Genomic DNA, 18,959 nt, shown 5'->3' with positions numbered 1-18,959 from the left:
GAGCCTCATTAGGGCTGTTTAGCGGCGAACCTCTGGTACAGGGTGGGCAGCACCAGCAGGGTCAGGGCGGTGGAGCTGACCAGGCCGCCGATGATCACCATCGCCAGGGGACGCTGCACTTCCGAGCCGATGCCGGTGGAGAGGATCACCGGCAACAGGCCCAGGGCCGAGGTCAGGGCGGTCATTAGCACCGGACGCAGCCGGCTTATCGCCCCTTCGAAGGCGGCCTGGGCCACGCTCTCGCCACTGGCGACTCTCTGGTTGATGGCATCCACCAGCACCACCCCATTGAGCACCGCCACCCCGAACAGGGTGATGAAGCCGATGGAGCTGGGCACCGACAGGTAGGTACCGGTGAGGTAAAGCGCCAGGACCCCACCGATCAGTGCCAGGGGCACATTGGCCATGATCAGCATCGCCTGGCTGATGGAGCCGAAGCTGAAGTAGAGCAGCAGGGCGATCAGCGCCACCGACAGGGGCACCACGATGGCCAGCCGTTGCTGGGCACGCTGCTGGCTCTCGTACTGGCCCCCCACCTTGACCCCATAACCGGCAGGCAGTTGGGCATTGTCGGCGACGGTCTGGTAGATGTCGGCCACCACCGAGCCCATGTCCCGGCCAGCAACGTTGGCCTGGATCACCACCCGTCGCTGGACGTCATCACGGCGGATGTTGGGCGGGGCGCTCTCCATGCCAATTTCAGCCACGTCGCCCAGGCGTACCTGGCTGCCGTCCGGGGCGTAGAGCAGCAGATCGGCCAGTTTCTCCGGGCTGTTGCGGAACCGTTCGGCGAAACGCAGCTGGATGTCATAGCGGGCGTTGCCGTCGATCACCTGGCCCGCCTCGCGGCCGCCGATGCCGTCGGACACCAGTTGCAGCACGCTGTCGACGCTGATGCCGTAGCGGGCCAGCCTGGCCCGGTCGGGGCGCACCACCAGTTGCAGCTCTCCCTGGATCTGCTCCATGGCGACTCCCACGGCACCGTCCACCTGTTTCACCAGCTCCTCGATCTCCTTGCCCTTGGCGGCCAGGATGTCCAGGTCCGGACCAAACAGCTTGATGGCCAGTTGCGCACGGACACCGGAGAGCAGCTCATCCACCCGGGTGGCGATGGGCTGGCTGAAGGTAAACAGCAGCCCGGGAAACTGGGACAGCCTCTCCTCCATCCTGCGTTGCAGTTCGAAGCGGTCGCTGGCCGAGGTCCACAGCTCCATGGGCTTCAGGCCGACGTAGATCTCGATGTTGCTGATGGGCTCGGGGTCGCCCCCCAGCTCGGCGGCACCAATCCGGCTGAGGGCGTACTCCACCTCGGGGAAATCCAGCAGGATCTGTTCCAGCTTCGGGGCCACCGCCAGGCTGGTCTCCAGGTTGGCGGTGGGCGCCAGGGTCACCCGGATGTTGATGGTGCCCTCCTCAAGTTCAGGCACGAATTCGGTGCCCAGCTGTGGCACCAGGCTGAGGGTGGCACCAAAGGCCAGCAGGGCAGCGATGATCACCGCCCTGGGGCGGTGGATGATCTTCGCCAGCAGTTTGCGGTAGCCGCGCTCCAGTGGGGTGACCACCGGGCTGGGGCGGAAGCTGACGCCTCGCTTGAACATCATGGTGGCCAGGGCGGGCACCACCAGCAGCGCCACCGCCAGTGCGGTCAGCATCGCCAGGATGATGCTCACGGCCATCGGCTGGAACATCTTGCCTTCCACCCCTTGCAGGGTGAACAGCGGCGCGAACACCACGATGATGATGCTGGTGGCGAAGAACACCGGGCTGGCGACCTCCTGGGCGGCGGCCTTGATGCGCATGGCGATGCCCTGGCTGTCGTCACCGGCGTGGTGAGGGTCGGTTTCGCCGCTGCGGGCGCGGGCGTCATCCAGGTGGCGGCGGTCTGGTTGACTCAGGTGCTTGAAGATGTTCTCCACCATCACCACCGAGCCGTCCACCAGCATGCCGATGGCCACCGCCAGTCCCCCCAGGGACATCAGGTTGGCCGACATGTTGAAGTAGGCCATGATCATCAGGGCGATGCCGATGGCCACCGGAATGGAGAGCAGTACCAGCAGGGTGGCACGTAAGTTCAGCAGAAACAGCGCCAGGATGACGATGATCAGGCCAAAGGCGATCATCAGGGCATCGGTTACCGTCTTTACCGCCTTGGCCACCAGATCGGCGTTGTCGTAGTAGGGCTCGAAGGTGACCCCCTCGGGCAGCGCCTGCTGGATCAGGGGAACCCTCAGCTTGATGTCATCGATGGTGGCTTTGGTGTTGGCCCCCATCCGCTTGAGCACCACCCCGGAGACCACCTCGCCCAGGGGCTGGGGACTTCCTTGATCATCCCGGCGGGTCATGGAGACGGCGCCGACGCGGATCTCGGAGCCGTAGTTCACTTCGGCGACGTGGCCTATGGTCACCGGGGTGCCGTCGACCGCTTTCAGTGGCAGCTGCCGAATCGCTTGCAGCCCCCCGTCTCCGGCAGGAATAAAACCGTAACCACGGACCACGAACTGCTCCTGCCCCCGGGGCATGAACCATCCGCCGGTGTTGCGGTTGTTGGCCTGCAGGGTCTGTTGGACGTCGTCCAGGGTCAGCCGATAGGACTGCATCTTGGTGGGGTCGAGCCGCACCTGGTATTGGCGCACTTCGCCGCCGAAGGAGAGCACCGAGGTGACCCCATCCACCGGCATCAGCATCAGCTTGACCAGGTAGTCGTTGAGACCGCGCAGCGCCATGGCGTCATAGCCACTGCCGGGCTCGGCGCGCAGCAGGTATTGGTACACCTGACCCAGGCCGGAGGTATTGGGCCCCATCTCCGGCGTGCCCACGCCCTGGGGAATGTTCTCCTGGGCCGCCTGCAGCTGTTCAAACACCTGCTGGCGGGCAAAGTAGATGTCGGTGCCCTCCTCGAACACCACGGTCACCATGGAGAGGCCGGTGCGCGACAGGGAGCGCACTTCGGTCACTCCGGGCAGGGAGTACATGGAGGCTTCGATGGGGTAGGTGATCAACTGCTCCACCTCTTCCGAAGCCAGGCCCTCCGCCTGGGTGTTGACCGTGACCTGAACATTGGTGACGTCCGGAAAGGCATCCAGGTTGAGCCTGGGCAGCATGAAGGCCGCCGCCACCAGGGTGGTCAGCAGCAGTAGCAAAATAATCAGCCGGTTACGAACCGCTGATGCGATGATTGAGTTCAGCATGCGCGGTCCCGTCAGTGGTTGTGGATCTCAAAGCCCGATTTGGCCTGTTCCGAGGCCAGGAAGAAGGCGCCTTGCACCGCGACCTGGCTGCCGGGTGTGATGCCGCTGATCAGATTCATCCCCTCCTGGCTGCTGAGCACCTGTACCTCGGTGGCGGCGTAACGTTCGCCGTCATAGAGGTAGACCATCCAGTCCCCGTCCGGGCTGCGGGCCAGGGCGGTATCCGGCAGTACGATGCCACGGCGCTGGCTCTGGCTGAGGTAGGCGGTGGCAAACTGGCCGGCATGCAGGCGGTGGTCCGGGTTGGCCAGCACCAGGCGCACCGATTCGGTGCGGGTAGTGGGATCCAGCTGGTGATCTCGGCCAATCACCCGGGCTTGCACCAGTTGGTCTCCCACCCTCAGGGTGACGCGTTTGCCCAGGGTAACCAGGGCTGACTGGCTGGGGGTCACCTGAGCCTTGGCCCACAGGGTGTGCTCATTGGCCAACACCATCAGGGTGGTCAGCGCCGGCTGGTTTTGCTGCATCACCGAGTTGTCCTGCTGAACCGTGCCGTCGTGGGGGGCGAGCAGGATGAATTGGCCAAGTCGGCTCTCCTGTTGGTCCAGGGCGTCGATCTGGGGCTGGGTCATTCCCAGGGCCAGCAGATCCTGCAGGCTGGTTTCCAGATCGATTCGGGCCTGCTGGTAGCGGCTGGCTGAGACTGCCTGTTTCCCCAGGGATTTGACCCGGCGCCATTCGGCCAGGGCCAGAAGGTGTCTGCCCTGGGTGTCGGCGATGGCGCTGGAGGCCAGGGTCAGCAGTTCGGTCCCCTGCTTAACCTCCTGGCCAGGAGCCACATGGCGGGCGATCACCCGGGCATCCACCGGCAACGACAGGGCACTGGTCTGATTGGGGTTGGTCAGCAGCTGGGCGGGCAGAGGATGCTGAAAGTCCAGGCTGGTTTCCAACACCGTGGCCACTTCGATGCCGGCGATGGCGCTTTGGGCTGGGCTGAGCAGCAGCCCCTCCTCCTCGTGCGCTTCACCCTCCTCATGGTCGTGGTCATTGTCGTCGGACTCATGGCCATGGTCGCGGGCCTCGGCCTGATGTTCATGCCCCTCTTCGGCAATGCCGTGGTCGTGGTCATCCAGGTTCAGTTCGATGTGGGGCTGACCCTCAGCGGCCTGATGATCATGGTCATCGCTGGCCAGGACAGGTGGCTGGGCAAAGGCCAGCAGCAGGGCGGCCATCAGGGGAGTCATTGTTCTGTTTTTCATGGTGCTGTTCCTCGAATTCATTGGGCCTGGTCAACCAGCCAGGTTTCCAGGTCGCCGCGCTGGGCCATCATCTCGATCCACAGGGTGCTTTGCTGCGCCGCCAGTTGGGCGCCGGTGACCCGGGTGTCGGTCAGTTGCTGCTGAGATTGCAGGTATTGGCTGGTGGGCATCTCGCCGCCACGCCACAGGGTCTGCAGCAACGCCTGACTGCTTTGCAGCGAGTCCTGGGTCAGCGTCTGCCATCGGTGATAGCTCCGGCTGACCGACTGGTAGCGCTCGGCCAGTGAGGCCAGGGTGATCTCCAGGGTGCGCGACGCGTCGAGGTACTGTCTTTCGGCCACCACGATCGCCTGACTGGCCTGGGCTATCTCGCCCCGGTAGCGGTTGCGAATGTTCAGTGGCACAGAGACCCCCAATTGCAGGCTGCTGTCATCACCATCGGTTTTGGCGCCCAGGGAGAGGGTTGGATCCGGGTTGCCTTCCGTGCGGGCCAGCGCCAGCCCGGTTCGGGCAGCCAGCACCTTCTGGTAGGCGCCTCTTAGGGCAGGCAGCTCCGGGGTGACGTCGAGGGAGGGTTGCTGAAAGCTCGCCGACCAGGCGGGCAGGGCCTGCTGCGGGTTGCCACCGGCGAGCCTGACTTCGGCCTTGGCCTGGGCCAGGGCCTGCAGGGCATCGGCATGACTGCCTGCCACCCGGGCCAACTCCAGGGTGATCAGCTGCCGGTCCAGTGGCGCCAGTTCACCCACCTGAACCATGCGCTCGGCCAGGCTCAGCATGCTTTGGGTGCGCTGTTGCTGTTCGGTGGCGTAGCTGACCAGGGTCTGGGCCTGGTGCAGGTTGATCCAGCCGCTGAGCAGCCTGGCCAGGGCCTGGTTGCGACTCTGGCGATATTGGGCCTGGGCCTCGAGGGCGGAGAGTTGAGCCACTCGGCGGCGATAGCCCCGTTTGTCTGACCAGTCGATGGTCTGAGACACCCCCAGGGTGAACTCCTCTTTGGCGCCGGACGCGCCAATGCTCTCTACATCGAGGGAGAGATCCGGGTTGTAGAGGGCCTGACTGGCGGTCTCCACCGCCAGGTTAGACAGTGTAAGCTCGGCCTGCTGAGCCTGAATGTCGGGCAAAGCCTCGAGGCTGTCCAGGGCCTGTTGGGCAAACGTGGACCAGGGGGTGGCCTGTACGCCTTGGGCGGCGCACAGGCCCACTGCCATCAGGGCAGTGCGGGCAATAATGTGCATAGGGATAAGATCCTGCGACAAATTGATGATCAAATTGACTTAAAGGCCAGTCGCAGAGGGGCTCGAAGAGAGCGTAAATGGAATGCATCCACGGCATCACAGACGCGGTGGTCGGTGATGGAGATCGACAATCAGGGAGCGGCTGCGCTGGCAGAGGCAGGATCAGGCGATGGGGGGTCTGAGCAGCTCGCCGGGCTGAGGTTCGGGGCAACCCCGAAGGTAGAGGTAATGCTGGGATTGAGGCGCGTTGTCAGGGTTTGTCGGGGTCACGGCGATGGCCAGATGGCCAGCATGGCAGTGATGGTGCAGGCAGGTTTCCCCGTCTGAGTGACTGTGCTCCTGAGTCTCATCGTGATGGCTGTCGTGGTTGTGAGTGCCACTGTCGAAGTGAAATTCAATGCTTTGCAGATCCGCACCGATGTGCGCATGACGACCCTCCAGCACCGCGTTGGCGGTCTGGCTGAGCAGGGTCAGTACCATGAGCAGGATCAGTCGTTTCATTCGGTCGCAAAGGTCCGGTGCCAGTTGAGAGCTTGGAATCCTAACAGCAAACAAGGTTCCCGCCCTAGAGAAAAATTTATGGCTTTTGTCAACGGGTTCAAACAACCAGAGTCGGCAGGCCATTGACGTTTTTTCAACGCCCCCTGAGAGAGACTGACCCTGTGAACTCATAACAGGGGACAGCAAGATGCGTATTCCTAGGGGCGCCATAGGGGCCGTCCTTTTATCCCTGGCGGCTTTTGCCAGCCAGGGCGCCGACTATCTGGTGGGAGAGGTGAAAGCCTACCGTCAGGTGGTGGTCAGTGCCCAGAGTGAAGGGGTGGTGGAGAGTTACCGGGCGGAGATTGGTGACAGGGTTGAGGCAGGTGAGCCGTTAGTGGGGTTGAATCCCGAAGATGCCGAGCTGGCCCTGGCCATGGCCAAGGCGCAGTTGGCGCTCTCTCAAGCAGAGCGCGACAGCCAGAGACGCCAACTCCAGCGCATGAGTGAGCTGGCGGGCAAGCAATCCCTGGCCGAGAGTGAGCTGGACGAACAGCAGCGTAAGTTCAGCGTCAGCGCCGCCCAGGTCCAGGTTGACCGCAGTCTAGTGGCTCAGGCGCAAATGTCCTTTGACAAGACCCGTTTGACCGCGCCTTTTGCCGCCCATGTCGGCGCCCGTTTCGTGGAGCAAGGCCAATGGGTCAGCGCTGGAGATCCCCTGTTTGAATTGGTGCAGATGGACAGGGTCAAGGTGCAGCTGGTGCTGATTGAACAGGACTCTCTGTCCTTGTCGGTGGGCACCCCGATGCGGGTATTCATTCCGGCTCTGGCGCGCAGCGTCGGGGCCAGGGTCAGCCGCATCTCGCCGTCGCTCACCATTGACGGCAAGGGGTATCTGGCGGAGCTGGATCTGGATAACGCCGAACTGAGCATTCAGCCAGGATACCGCGCCGAGGTCTACCTAGACGCCGTCGCTGCGGAGTCCGGTCAATGACGGCGTTGTTGAATTGGTTTTGTGGTCGCCGGTTGGCGGCCAACCTGATGAGTCTCTGCCTGGTGATTCTGGGCATACTGGCTCTCTACCGTCTGCCCCTGGCAGAGAAACCGCGCATCGACCTTGGCAAGGTGACGGTCACCACCCAGTACCCCGGCGCCTCCGCCGAGGATGTGGAGGCCAACGTCACCGGTAAGCTGGAGAAGGAGTTGTTGTCGGTGGCTGGCACCCGCAAGTTCACCTCCCGCTCTGCGTCTGGGTCCTCCAACATCTACATCGAGCTGGAGCCGTCGGTGAAAGATGTGGCCTCGGTGTATCAGGACATCCGTGATGCGGTCAACCGGGTCACCAACCTGCCGGCAGGGGTGACCGATGCGCCTCTGGTTCGGGTGGCCAAGTCCTCCAACCTGGACTTTATGGTGGTGGGGATCAGCGCCGACAAGCCCTATGACGAGCTGCGGGAGCAGGCGCGCCTGCTGGAGCTGAAGTTGCGCCGGGTTCAGGGGATCAGTGAGGTACACCTCATCGATCTGCGCGACCGGGAGTTCTGGATTGAGCTGGAGCCTGAACAGCTTAAGCGTCATCAGCTGACCCTGATTGATGTGGCCGACGCCATCGCCAAGCGCAACGTGCTGATCACCGGTGGTGCGGTGCAGACGGCCCAGGGCGAGCTGGAGCTGATCACCTCGGCTCAGATGCTCCAGCCCGATGAACTGGCGGACCTTCAGCTCAAAAGCGTGCCCCAGGTGACCCTCAAGGACGTCAGCGGTGGCATCTCCCAGGGGTTTGAGCGGCGCTCCAGCATCGCCACCATCAATGGCCAGGTGGCCATCGGCTTTGATCTGCGCGCCACCGAGGAGGCGGATGTGCTGACCACCTCGGATGCGGTGCGCGCTGTGCTGGCCAGCGAAGGTCAGAGAATTGGAGAGGAGTACCAACTGAGCGTGGGCTTCGACATCGCTGAAGAGATCCGTGCCCGCTTTGACATCGTCAAATGGAATGGGCTCAGCGGTCTGGCCCTGGTGGTGGTGGTGCTCTCCCTCTGCCTGAATCGCAGTGTGGCGCCCTGGGTGGCGTTTTCCATCCCCTTCTGCCTGCTGGGCACCATGACGGTTCTGCTGCTCTCTGGCCAGATCCTGGACAGCTACACCATGGCGGCGCTGATCCTGATCATTGGCATCATCGTCGATGACGCTGTGGTGGTCAGTGAGCGCATATCCGCCCGACGAGAGGCGGGGGAGGGGGTAGCCGAGGCTATAAGCAAAGGGGTTCAGGAGGTGTATCCCGCCATCGTGGTCAGCATACTGACCACGGTGCTGGCGTTTCTGCCCATGCTGTTTCTGCCGGGGCAGATGGGCAAGATGCTCTATGTGTTGCCCTTGACCATTACCGTGGCCCTGGCGTTCTCCTTTATCGATGCGCTGATTGTCATCCCGGCCCATATGAGGACGGTGCTGGCCAAGCCGCAACCTTCCCCCCGGCCTGTGGGGCAGTCATTCACACCGATCATCGCCTGGGCCCTCAATCACAGTCGGGCCCTGTTGGCCACCGTGGTGTTGGGTTCTCTGGCGGCGGCCTGGGGTTTGCAGAAACAGCTCCCCATGCTGTTTTTCCCCACAGACGGCGCCTATCTGGTGGAGATCTCCGCCCAGATGAGTGGCAATCAGACCCTGGAGCAGAGCTGGTCCAACGCTCAGGCCATCGACCGGATGCTGGCCGCTACCGAAGAGGTGGTGAGCTGGTATGGCGAGATAGGGGAGAGTGAAGCCAGCTGGACCGTCAGTCTGACACCGGCGGGCCACCGCAAGGTGACCGCCGGCGAGGTGGTCAGGGGTTGGCAGACCCTGACTCAGGCCCTGCCGGGAATTCTCGAAGTGGAGTACGACGTCGACAGCGGTGGCCCTCCTGGGGCGCGCCCGGTGGATCTGCAGATAGCCGGTGGCAGTGATGAGGCTCGTCAGGCTCAGGCCGAGGCCATAGTTCAATGGCTGGAGCAGCAGCCCGGGGTGATCGCGCCTCACCTGTCCATGGCGGATGAGGTGGCGCAGATGAAAGCGGATCCGGTGTACCCCTGGTTAAGCCGCTATGGGGTGGATACTCAGTCTCTGGGCAGGACCATACGTTTGGCCATCGAGGGGGAGCGGGTCACGCGGGTATTCAAGGAGGATGAGGAGATCTTCTATCGGGTGGTGCTGGAACCCGACGATCGGGAGATTTCCGAGATGAACCACCTCTATCTTCGGGGGGACAGCGGTGAACTGGTGCCACTGGATCGCCTGGTGCGTTGGCACTCCGCCAGCAGAGACGAAGTGATCAACCACTACAACGGCGAGCGAGCAATTCGGGTATCCGCCAGCCTTGATCCCAACATCACCGATCCCATCGCCACCGAAGACGCGCTGATGGCCGCCTTCGCTGGCAGAGGAGAGCCGTCGGTCTCCATCTACAGTGCCGGTCAGGCCAGGGAGACCCGGGAGTCGATGACCGGACTGGCCGTTGCCATGGCCCTGGCGCTGCTGGCCATCGCCATGCTGATGGCCCTGCTGTTTGACCGTCTGGGAGAAGCCCTGGTTGGCTTGGCGGTGGTTCCGGCGGCGGTGGCCGCTTCTCTGTTGGTGCTCTGGAGTCACGGCAAACCTCTGAGCTTCTTTGCGGCGGTGGGGATCATCGGCATGACCGGGGTGGTGGTCAATAACGCCCTGGTGCTGCTCTATCACTATCACGGCATGGTGTTCTCCGCCGACCCAAGGGAGCGCAGAAAACAACTGCTTGAGGGCGCAGCCAGTCGCATCCGCCCGATGATGGTGACCACCCTGACCACGGTGGCGGGCCTGTTGCCCCTGGCCTATGGCTTTGGTGGCTATGACAACCTGATGTCGCCCATCTCTCTGGTGATCGGCTGGGGGGTGCTGCTGTCGGCGCCTTTGGTCCTGCTGCTGGTGCCGGCGGGGTACAACGCACTGCTCATTCGTCGCAATTAACGAGTGACGCGGTCTGCGGGCCGCGTCATTTTTTCAATCTGAAGCAATGGCTTCCTGTGCGCTGGCTATACTCAAACCAGGGTCGATATTCACTTCATCCTGGAGCCTTTGCCATGCCCGCTCGCCTGATTTTGCTCTCCGGTCTTCTCCTTGCCTCGCCAGTATACGCCAGCGATCCCCTGTCCATGCCAGACCTGCCCGGTTGGAGCGGTTACATCGGCGCTGGGGCGGTCTATTACGATGTTGGCTCGAATTTCATTACCGGCAACCGGTTTGTCGATCTCAACAACGAGCAGAGCCAGGGGCTGGACAGGGCGCCACAGTCCGATTCCGTCACCTCGCCCGACATTCTGCTGGACCTGCGTTACACCTTCGAGGGACTGAAAACCCAGTTGTTTGTGGGAAATTTGGTGCAGGACATGGTGCGGCTGGACCTGACCCACCAGATTGGGATACGCCACAGTCTGGATGACTGGGGCATACTCTCCGCCGGCTATGTGATCTCCGCTTTGCCCACCGAAGTGTGGGAGGATCCCTTCCTCGACGAAGGCAGCAGGAAGCGGACCGATCGGGACTCCCAGGGCGTTCGACTGGGGTGGAGCGCCATTGCCGGGTCAACCCTGGGGCTAAGCTACACCTACCGCCGCATCGACGTGGATAACGACAGGGCGGGAGAGGAGCTGCGCATCAACGGTGAACTGACCATGGAGGAGCAGACCCAGCTTCGCCGCGATGGAGACCATCACCGCTTTGAATTCAATGCCTTGTGGAAGCTCAGTGACAACCAGAGCCTGATCCCTGCCCTGCTGTTTACCCAGCGCAGCATCGATGGCCCGGCCAACGAGGGGCAGAGCAAGGGGATGCAGCTCACTTATCTGTATGAGGGCGCCAACTACAGCGCCGCCGTAACCGGCTATTACAGCGATCGTGATTACGACGCGGACAACCCGGTCTTTGATGAGCCGCCGGATGCCGACGAGTACGGATTGGGCGCCAACCTGTTCTGGCACAAACCTATGGGATTGAATCAATGGGATATTAGATTGGGATTGCTCTATTTTGAATCCGATGCGAGAGTAGAGTTCTACGACTCTGATCTTTTCGGTGCCAGTCTGACACTCTTGTACCGATTCCGCTGAGGGCCGGCATGGAAGTAATGGTACGACTCTGTCTGATGATTCTCTGTGTCTGGCTGCCGTCCGCGTATGCGGTGCCAGAAACCAATGGGCGGGTGGCCCTGACCATGGCGGAGCGCGCCTGGTTGGCGCAAAACCCCGTCGTCACCGTGGCGGTGGAGGACTGGCCTCCCATCACCTTTGAGCAGCCCAATGGCCAGGCCGGGGGACTCTCCGCCGGCTTTCTCGATATCATTGCCAAGAGAACCGGTCTGAGGTTTCGCTACGAATCCAGGCCCTGGCTGGCGATCCTTCAAGGTGTCAAGGATGAGGAGCTGGACATCATTCCGGCTTTGTTCCACCTGCCTGAGCGAGAGACCTACGGCATCTTCACCAACTCCTACTTTATGGTGAAGGAGTTTCTCTATGTGAAGTCGGGCAATACCCAGATCAGCAGCTTCGAGGATCTGAGGGGCAAGCGTCTGGCCCTGATTCGGGGTTATACCAGCTGGAACCGGGTGGAGGCCGCCTTTCCCGATATTGAACTGGTGCCCGCCGACACCCTGATAGAGGCGATCAACCTGGTGCTCAACGGCGAGGCCGATGCCACCTTCGAGGCTCAGGTTGCGGTGGAGCACACTCTCAATGCCTCTCTGATTGGTGGCCTCAAAGGGATGCCTCAAAACGCCTTCGAGGATATCCCGCTGCGGATGCTTGTCCGAAAAAGTGCGCCGGAGCTGGCCTCGATACTGCAAAAGGGACTGGATACCGTCAGCGCCGAGGAGAAGCGGGCGATCATGGGACGCTGGCTGCATTCCGCGGCCGGCGATGTGGAGCCCGAGTTCGCCACCTACGAGAGCCTGCGTTGGCTCACTGCCTTGCTGGTGGCGATCATCACCGCCCTGTTTGTCATGGGCAAACTGATGCAGCGTTTTGCCCACTCGGAGCGGGCCGAACTGCAGTTTGGCAGCCCCAGGTTCAGTTATCTGGTGGTCACCGGTCTGGCGGTGTTCGTTACCTTCGTCATCGCCATGAGCCTGCTGATGATGGATTACAACCGGCGGGTGCTGGAGGAGCGCAACCAGATCTCCATGGAGGTGATCGCCACTTCGGTGCTCGAAAGCCTGGAATCCATGGTGGAGGGGCGCAAGCAGGCACTCGCCCTGGTGGCGCAAAAGCCGGACTTCATCGGTTTGGTGGAGAGCCTGCTGGAGATCCCCCGCCATCCGCAGCTGTTGATCAATTCCGATGAGCAGCAGGCGCTGCGCCGCGAACTGGCTTCCCTCAACTCCATACTGGGTGACCTGGGTTTCTTCGTCATTGCCCCCGATGGCACCACCCTGGCTTCGGCGCGGGATATGGCCATAGGTGAGCGCAACCTGATAGCGGCTGCCCGTCCCGGGGAGTTTATCCAACTGCTGTCCGGACAGAGCCTGTTTATCCCGCCTTTGCCCTCTGACATTGCCGATACCGGCTTCACCATGTTTGTGGCCATTCCCGTGTTCAACCGCTATGGCAAGGTGATCGCCGTGCTGGCGGAGCGGTTGGACCCCCATAAGGATTTCAATGCCATCATTGGGGCCGGACGGGTCGGAGAGACAGGGGAAACCTATGCGCTGGATCGCAAAGGGCTGCTGCTCTCCAGCAGCCGCTTCGAAGATATCCTGGTGCAGATTGGACAGATTCCGGCTGGGGTGCCGAGCGTCCGGGCCATCGAGGTGCGCGACCCGGGCGGAGATCTGACTCAGGGCTTCATCCCGGAGTCAGGCCAGCGGCCCCTGACCAAGATGGCCCAGTCCATCTCATTGGGGCAGAGTGGCTCCTCACTGGAGCCCTACCGGGACTATCGTGGTGTGCCAGTGGTGGGGGTGTGGGAGTGGAGTGAACTCCTGGGGATCGGCCTGGCCACCGAGATGGATGAGACCGAAGCGATGCTCTCCTATACCACGCTCAAGTCGACTCTCTCTCTGGTGCTGGGCGTAACCCTGTTTTTTGCCGTGGTGGCGATCCTCTTCACCCTGAGTCTGGGCAAGAACGCCAACCGTCGACTGTCTCGGGCCAAGGCCTCTCTCGACAAGCGGGTGCGTCAGCGCACTCTGGAACTCTCCCTTTCCGAAGAGAAGGTTCGGTTGCTGCTGGGATCCGTCGGTCAGGGGATCATTGGGACCGATGTGGAGGGGCGGATAAATTTCGTCAATCCGGCGGCGCTGGCGATGCTGGGGTACCAGGAGGAGGCGATGGTGGGCCGGGCCCTGGAGCCGCTGCTGATGCTGGAACCTGACCGGGATGGGCCTCCCAGGCCAAGTTCTCTGGAGCTGACCCTGAGCCGTGGATCCAAGGAGCAGTTGGATGATGTGCTGCTCAAGCGGCGCAGCGGTCAGAGCTTCTCCGCAGAGTATGCCACCCATCCTGTGGTCAAAGAGGAGGAGATCGTCGGGGCGGTCGTGGTCTTCAGCGACATCACCCAGCGTAAAACCATGGCCCGGGATCTGGCCCAGGCCAAGCAGGAGGCGGAGCAGGCCTCGGAGGCCAAGAGTGAGTTTCTGGCCAACATGAGCCATGAGATCCGCACGCCGATGAACGCCATCATCGGCATGTCCTACCTGGCACTGGAGACCAACCTGGATCGCAAACAGCGCTCCTTCATCGACAAGGTCCACCGCTCCGCCAAGGCGCTGCTGGGGATCATCAACGACATCCTCGATTTCTCCAAGATTGAAGCGGGCAAGATGACCCTGGAGCAGACCCCCTTCTACCTGGATGACGTGCTGAGCAACCTGAGCAATCTCATCGCCCTGAAAGCGGAGGAGAAGGGGCTGGAATTGCTGTTTAACGTAGAGTCCGACGTGCCCCAGGCCCTGATTGGCGATCCCTTGCGCCTGGGGCAGATCCTCACCAACCTGGGCAATAACGCCATCAAGTTTACCGAGAAGGGGGAGATAGTTATCTCCATTCGGTTGCAGGAGCGCCACAACAACCGGGCTCAGTTGCTGTTCAGTGTCCGCGATACCGGCATCGGCATGAACCGGGAGCAGCGTCAGAGGCTGTTCCGGGCCTTCAGTCAGGCGGACAGTTCCACCACCCGCAAGTACGGCGGCACCGGGCTGGGGTTGACCATCAGCAAAACCCTGACTGAGCTGATGGGGGGAGAGATCTGGGTGGAGAGCAAACCCGGAGAGGGCAGTGCCTTTAACTTTACCGCCTGGGTGGAGATGCAGGAGAACGCCGAGCCTCGCACCCAGTTTGACGCCGAGCGGCTCTCGCAGCTGACGGCGCTGGTGGTGGATGATAACCCCTCTGCCCGGACGATTTTGGTGAGCATGCTGGAGAATTTTGGTATTCACACCGACAGTGCGGAAGGCGGGGAGCGAGGTCTGGCCTTGCTGCCCTCGGGACGCTATGACCTGCTGTTTATCGACTGGAAGATGCCCGACCTGGACGGGTTTGGCTGCCTTCGTGCCATGCGTAACTTCAAGCTGGAGCGGGAGCCCAAGGTGATCATGGTGACCGCCTACGGCCGGGAGGAGGCGATGCAGGAAGGGATGGACAATGGCCAACTGCTTCACGGGGTGCTGAGCAAACCCATTACGCCCTCGACCCTGCTCGATGCCATCGGTGAAGCCCGAGGCGAAGCCGTGGTGCGCACCAATCGCAAGTTGGATAAGCGCAGCATGATGAAACGTTCCCTGAGCCAGTTGCAGGGGGCCCATCTGCTGCTGGTTGAGGACAACGAGTTCAATCAGGACCTGGCCAGGGAGCTGCTGGAGCAAAATGGTTTGACGGTTGAGGTGGCCGGAGATGGCCAGCAGGCGGTAGACCGTCTCAACCGGGGCCAGGAGTACGATGCTGTGTTGATGGACGTGCAGATGCCGGTGATGGATGGTTACCAGGCCACCCAGGCGATTCGGGCCATGCCAAAGATGGCGGCTCTGCCCATCATCGCCATGACGGCCAATGTGATGAGCCGGGACATCGATAGGGCCCGCGAGGTGGGCATGAATGACCACATTGGCAAGCCCATCGACGTGGAGGAGATGTTTGCCACCCTGGCCCGCTGGGTGGACAAGGGAGAGTCTGAGGTGGTCCTGAAGGAGGAGGTGGCACTGGAGAGGCTGGAGGCCTTGTCTCCCCACATACAGGTTGACCATCTGACGGCCGTCACCCAGGGAAACTACGGTTTGATAGACAAGCTGCTGCGCCATTTTGCCGCCGATCATCTGGCGTTTGCCGAGAGCTTTGCCCTGAGGCTGAAGACCGGCAATCAGGATGCCACCCGGCTGGCTCATACCCTCAAGGGGGTGGCGGGCAACCTGGGGGCCAGTGAGGTGTACCAGGCTGCAGAAGCCCTGGAGAGCGCCTGCCAGATCCCCAAAAGCGACGCAGAGCTGATGGTGATGGCCGAGGAGGTGGAGAAACAACTGCAGCCAGTGCGTCTTGCCATTGCGGGTTATTTGGGTCCGGAGGCTCAGGGGCCGACTACAATGAAGGAGTGCGATCCCCAGGCCCGCCTGCAGCAACTGGAGTCTTTGCGGCGGCTGCTTCTGGATGATGACACCGAGGCGGTTGAGCTCTTGGATGAGCTTCTGGCCCACGCCCGGGAACCTGGGATTCGCCGGCGGCTGGGAAAAATTGCCCAGGCGGTGGAGCAGTTTGATTTCCAGCAGGCACTGACCCTGCTTGATCAACTGGCGGAATCACAGGGGTGGACCCTTAAGGAGGGCTAGGTGCAGAACGCAGCAATCTTGGTGGTGGACGATAACCCGGAGAACATCAATTTGCTGAGTACCGTGTTGCGCCACGACTACAAGGTGAAGGCCGCCACCTCAGGAGCACGGGCGCTGGAGATCGCCTCCAGACAGCCTCGTCCCGACATGATCCTGCTGGATGTGATGATGCCGGAGATGGATGGGTATGAGGTGTGTGAACGTCTCAAGGCGGATCCCACCACCGCCTACATACCGGTGATCTTCGTCACCGCCAAGATCGCCGTGGAGGATGAGACCCGGGGGCTGAACATCGGCGCCGTGGATTACATCACCAAACCCATCAATCCCACCCTGGTGAAAGCCCGGGTCAAGACCCACCTTGCCCTGTCCGATCAAAACCGGGAGCTGTCCCGCCAGGTAGCGCAAAAGACCGAGGAGCTGGCCCATACCCGCCTTAGGGTGATCCAGACCCTGGGCCGGGCGGCGGAGTACAAGGACAATGAAACCGGCATGCACGTCATCCGCATGAGCTACTACTCCAAGTTGATTGCTCAGCAACTGGATGTGAGCGAAGAGTGGATAGACCTGCTGTTTAACGCCTCACCCATGCATGACATCGGCAAAATCGGCATCGTCGACGCCATCTTGAAAAAGCCGGGCCGGCTTGAGGGGGAGGAGTGGGTGGAGATGAAACGCCACTCAGAGTATGGCGCCGATATCCTCAGCGGCCACGACTCCGAACTGCTGACTATGGCCAGGGAGATCGCCCTGGCTCATCATGAGAAGTGGGATGGCACCGGCTACCCGAAGGGACTGAAAGGGGGGGAGATCCCCCTGTCGGCGCGCATCGTGGCCATTGCCGATGTGTTCGATGCCCTGACTTCGGAGCGCCCCTACAAACCGGCCTGGAGCGTGGAGGAGGCGGTCGCCTTCATCGACAAACACGCCAACATCCACTTTGACCCGGCCCTGGTGGACATTTTTCATCAGTGCCTGCCCCAGATCCTGGAAGTCAGGGAGCAGTTCAGTGGGTAAAACGGATGCGGGCAACGCATCCCTGTGTGTCCCGGTTCTTTAGTTCAAACTGCCATCGGTATCGCTGGCACAGATCCTCAACAATCAACAGGCCCAGGCCATGGCCGCCGCATTCGATGCCGTCGAGTCCCGGTCCCTGGTCCAGTATGGTCAGGCTGTGGTCGTCCATGGCGACCCGCACTTCGCCCTTGCCGGTGGCGGCGATGGCGTTGCGCAGCAGGTTGCCGACGATCATCTTCACCACCGCAGGTTCGGCCTCTATCTGAGGCGTACCGCTGACCGCCAGGGTCAGCCCCACCTCTTTGTTGTCGGCTCCGCTCTGTTCGAGATCGACGATCCCCTGAAGTTCATCGGTGCTCAAAGGCCGTGGCTCCACGGAGTGCTCACTCTTTTCGTAGCGCACCAGAGAGAGCAGGGCGTCCACCATGGTCTGCATCTCCTCGGTCGCCCCCAGGATGCGTTGCCTCTGTCGGTCGACAAACTCGGGCTTGGTGGAGTGTGCCAGCAGGTTGGCGGCGCCGCGGACTATGGTCAACGGCGTACGCAGTTCATGGCTGGCGTAGCGGGCAAAGGCCTGCTCCCGGCGAATCAGGCTGTCCAGCTCCTCTCTGTGTTGATTAAAGGCATCGGTAAGCTGGACGAACTCCTGGGCGGCGGAGTCCGCCATATAGAGGGGGGTGCGGGTATCGCTTTTTAGGTTGGCCAACTGATCCCCCAGCTCCTTCACCGGCTGAATCAGCCGCACCGAAAGCAGGTAGACCACCACGCCGACGATCATCATGATGCCCACGGCGGCGCTGCCGATCATCAGGTTCAGCAGCACGGTTTCCCTGTCGGAGACCTCCACCGCCTCGGTCTCGGCCACCAGCACCAGAGGCTGGTTTTTTCCACGCTTTTGAAACTCGGTCACCAAAACATAGACCGAGCCCAGTTCCAGGTGCAGCTCTTCAATGATGAAGTGTTGTCCCAGCAGGTGTTTCGGCACAAATTCGGGGACATCCGCCGGATTGTCGTAGGCATAGGTGATGCGGTCAATCTCTAACGGGCCCGATGCACCAGTGAGGTAGCGGGCCACCGCCACCTCCTTGGAGATCATCAGCGAGCGTTCGTTGACTCCGTCCTCACCCCAATGCAGGGCGGTGTTGAACAGGGCCACCATTGCCATGCCGATGGCGATGGCCAGAGCACCAAACACCAGCAGCAGCCGGGCGGTCATGGTGCGAACATTGGAGAGGCGGCGGCGAATCACGGATTGAGCTCCAGCCTGAAGCCCACCTTGGGCACGGTGACCAGCATCGGCTGGGCGAAGGGCTTATCCAGCTGATTACGCAACTGATACACATGACTGCGCAACACATCGTTGCTGGGGGGCTGATCGCCCCAGATGGCGTCGGTCAGCTGGTCGCGGCTGACCACGTCCGGAGCGGCCTGAGCCAGCACCGACAGGATCTTGAAGGTGGTGGGGTTGAGTGACAGCTTCTGCCCCTGGCGCCAGGCCTGGCGGGTCTTGGTGTCGATCTCCAACTCGCCCACCTGTACCTTGCCGCTGGCCATGGTGCCGCGGTAGCGGCTGATCAGCGCCAGCAGCCGGGCTTCGAGAATCTCCAGGTCGAAAGGTTTGGTCAGGTAGTCGTCGGTGCCCTGCTTAAAACCGTGCAGGGTGTCCTGGCGGTTGTCCAGGGCGGTGAGCATCAGTACCGGGGTGTCCCTGCCCTGGTTGCGAAGGGCCTGACACACTTCGAAACCGTCCATGCGTGGCAGCATCAGGTCCAGGATGATGGCGTCGAAACTGCTTTCCAGGGCCAGCTTGAGTCCCAACTCGCCGTTGTCGGCGTAGTCCAGCTCCACCTCTTTGGCTTCGAAAAAATCAAAGAGGATACCGGCGATCTCGCGATTGTCCTCAACCAGCAGCAGTTTGGTGTGTTTCAGGCTGTCCATCAGTTACCCGGATCTCAATCAGTATGGC

Annotated in this window: 11 protein-coding genes; 5 read left to right on the top strand and 6 right to left on the bottom strand. The window is 61.8% G+C overall.

Going from position 1 to position 18,959, the window contains the following annotated elements:
* Positions 1-8 precede the first annotated feature (8 nt).
* The 4 genes from G505_RS0108140 to G505_RS0108125 form a co-directional block, all read right to left on the bottom strand.
* Positions 9-3,188: an efflux RND transporter permease subunit gene (locus tag G505_RS0108140; RefSeq protein WP_028109112.1), complete on the bottom strand. Its 3,180-nt coding sequence runs from the start codon at positions 3,186-3,188 to the stop codon at positions 9-11.
* Positions 3,189-3,199: 11 nt separating this feature from the next.
* Positions 3,200-4,447: an efflux RND transporter periplasmic adaptor subunit gene (locus tag G505_RS20970; protein ID WP_169628201.1), complete on the bottom strand. Its 1,248-nt coding sequence runs from the start codon at positions 4,445-4,447 to the stop codon at positions 3,200-3,202.
* A 17-nt stretch (positions 4,448-4,464) separates the two neighbouring features.
* Positions 4,465-5,682, bottom strand: coding sequence for a TolC family protein (locus G505_RS0108130; protein WP_028109111.1), 1,218 nt, complete (start codon positions 5,680-5,682; stop codon positions 4,465-4,467).
* A gap of 162 nt (positions 5,683-5,844) precedes the next feature.
* Positions 5,845-6,183, bottom strand: a complete 339-nt coding sequence (locus tag G505_RS0108125) for a hypothetical protein (RefSeq protein WP_028109110.1) — start codon at positions 6,181-6,183, stop codon at positions 5,845-5,847.
* Between the two features lie 187 nt (positions 6,184-6,370).
* On the opposite strand from G505_RS0108125, the gene G505_RS0108120 reads away from it, so the two are divergent.
* The 5 genes from G505_RS0108120 (at position 6,371) to G505_RS0108100 (ending at position 16,993) form a co-directional block, all read left to right on the top strand.
* Positions 6,371-7,156 (top strand): efflux RND transporter periplasmic adaptor subunit, encoded by a 786-nt coding sequence (locus tag G505_RS0108120; protein WP_028109109.1) that lies wholly within the window; start codon positions 6,371-6,373, stop codon positions 7,154-7,156.
* Positions 7,153-10,137, top strand: coding sequence for an efflux RND transporter permease subunit (locus G505_RS0108115; RefSeq protein ID WP_028109108.1), 2,985 nt, complete (start codon positions 7,153-7,155; stop codon positions 10,135-10,137). Before G505_RS0108120 ends, G505_RS0108115 begins: the two co-directional genes overlap by 4 nt.
* A gap of 113 nt (positions 10,138-10,250) precedes the next feature.
* Entirely contained in the window at positions 10,251-11,276 is a 1,026-nt protein-coding gene (locus G505_RS0108110) for a DUF2860 family protein (RefSeq protein ID WP_028109107.1), read from the top strand.
* An 8-nt stretch (positions 11,277-11,284) separates the two neighbouring features.
* Complete coding sequence (locus G505_RS22390; protein ID WP_084643913.1) at positions 11,285-15,976, top strand: response regulator; 4,692 nt, start codon at positions 11,285-11,287, stop codon at positions 15,974-15,976.
* The gene (locus tag G505_RS0108100; protein WP_028109106.1) at positions 15,977-16,993 is read left to right on the top strand and encodes a response regulator; all 1,017 of its coding nucleotides are present in this window, start codon (positions 15,977-15,979) and stop codon (positions 16,991-16,993) included.
* Here the strand turns inward: G505_RS0108100 and G505_RS0108095 are convergent.
* Together G505_RS0108095 and G505_RS0108090 are read right to left on the bottom strand one after the other, a co-directional pair.
* Positions 16,983-18,242, bottom strand: a complete 1,260-nt coding sequence (locus G505_RS0108095) for a sensor histidine kinase (RefSeq protein ID WP_028109105.1) — start codon at positions 18,240-18,242, stop codon at positions 16,983-16,985. The genes G505_RS0108100 and G505_RS0108095 overlap by 11 nt on opposite strands.
* On the bottom strand, positions 18,239-18,931 hold the full coding sequence (locus G505_RS0108090) for a response regulator transcription factor (RefSeq protein WP_035385183.1): 693 nt from the start codon (positions 18,929-18,931) through the stop codon (positions 18,239-18,241). The genes G505_RS0108095 and G505_RS0108090 overlap by 4 nt, the downstream gene beginning before the upstream one ends.
* Positions 18,932-18,959: the final 28 nt, after the last annotated feature.

Origin of the sequence: Ferrimonas futtsuensis DSM 18154, assembly GCF_000422645.1 — a bacterium.
In the GTDB taxonomy this organism is placed as follows: Bacteria; Pseudomonadota; Gammaproteobacteria; order Enterobacterales; family Shewanellaceae; genus Ferrimonas; species Ferrimonas futtsuensis.
This window is presented reverse-complemented; position numbering and strand designations above follow the sequence as displayed.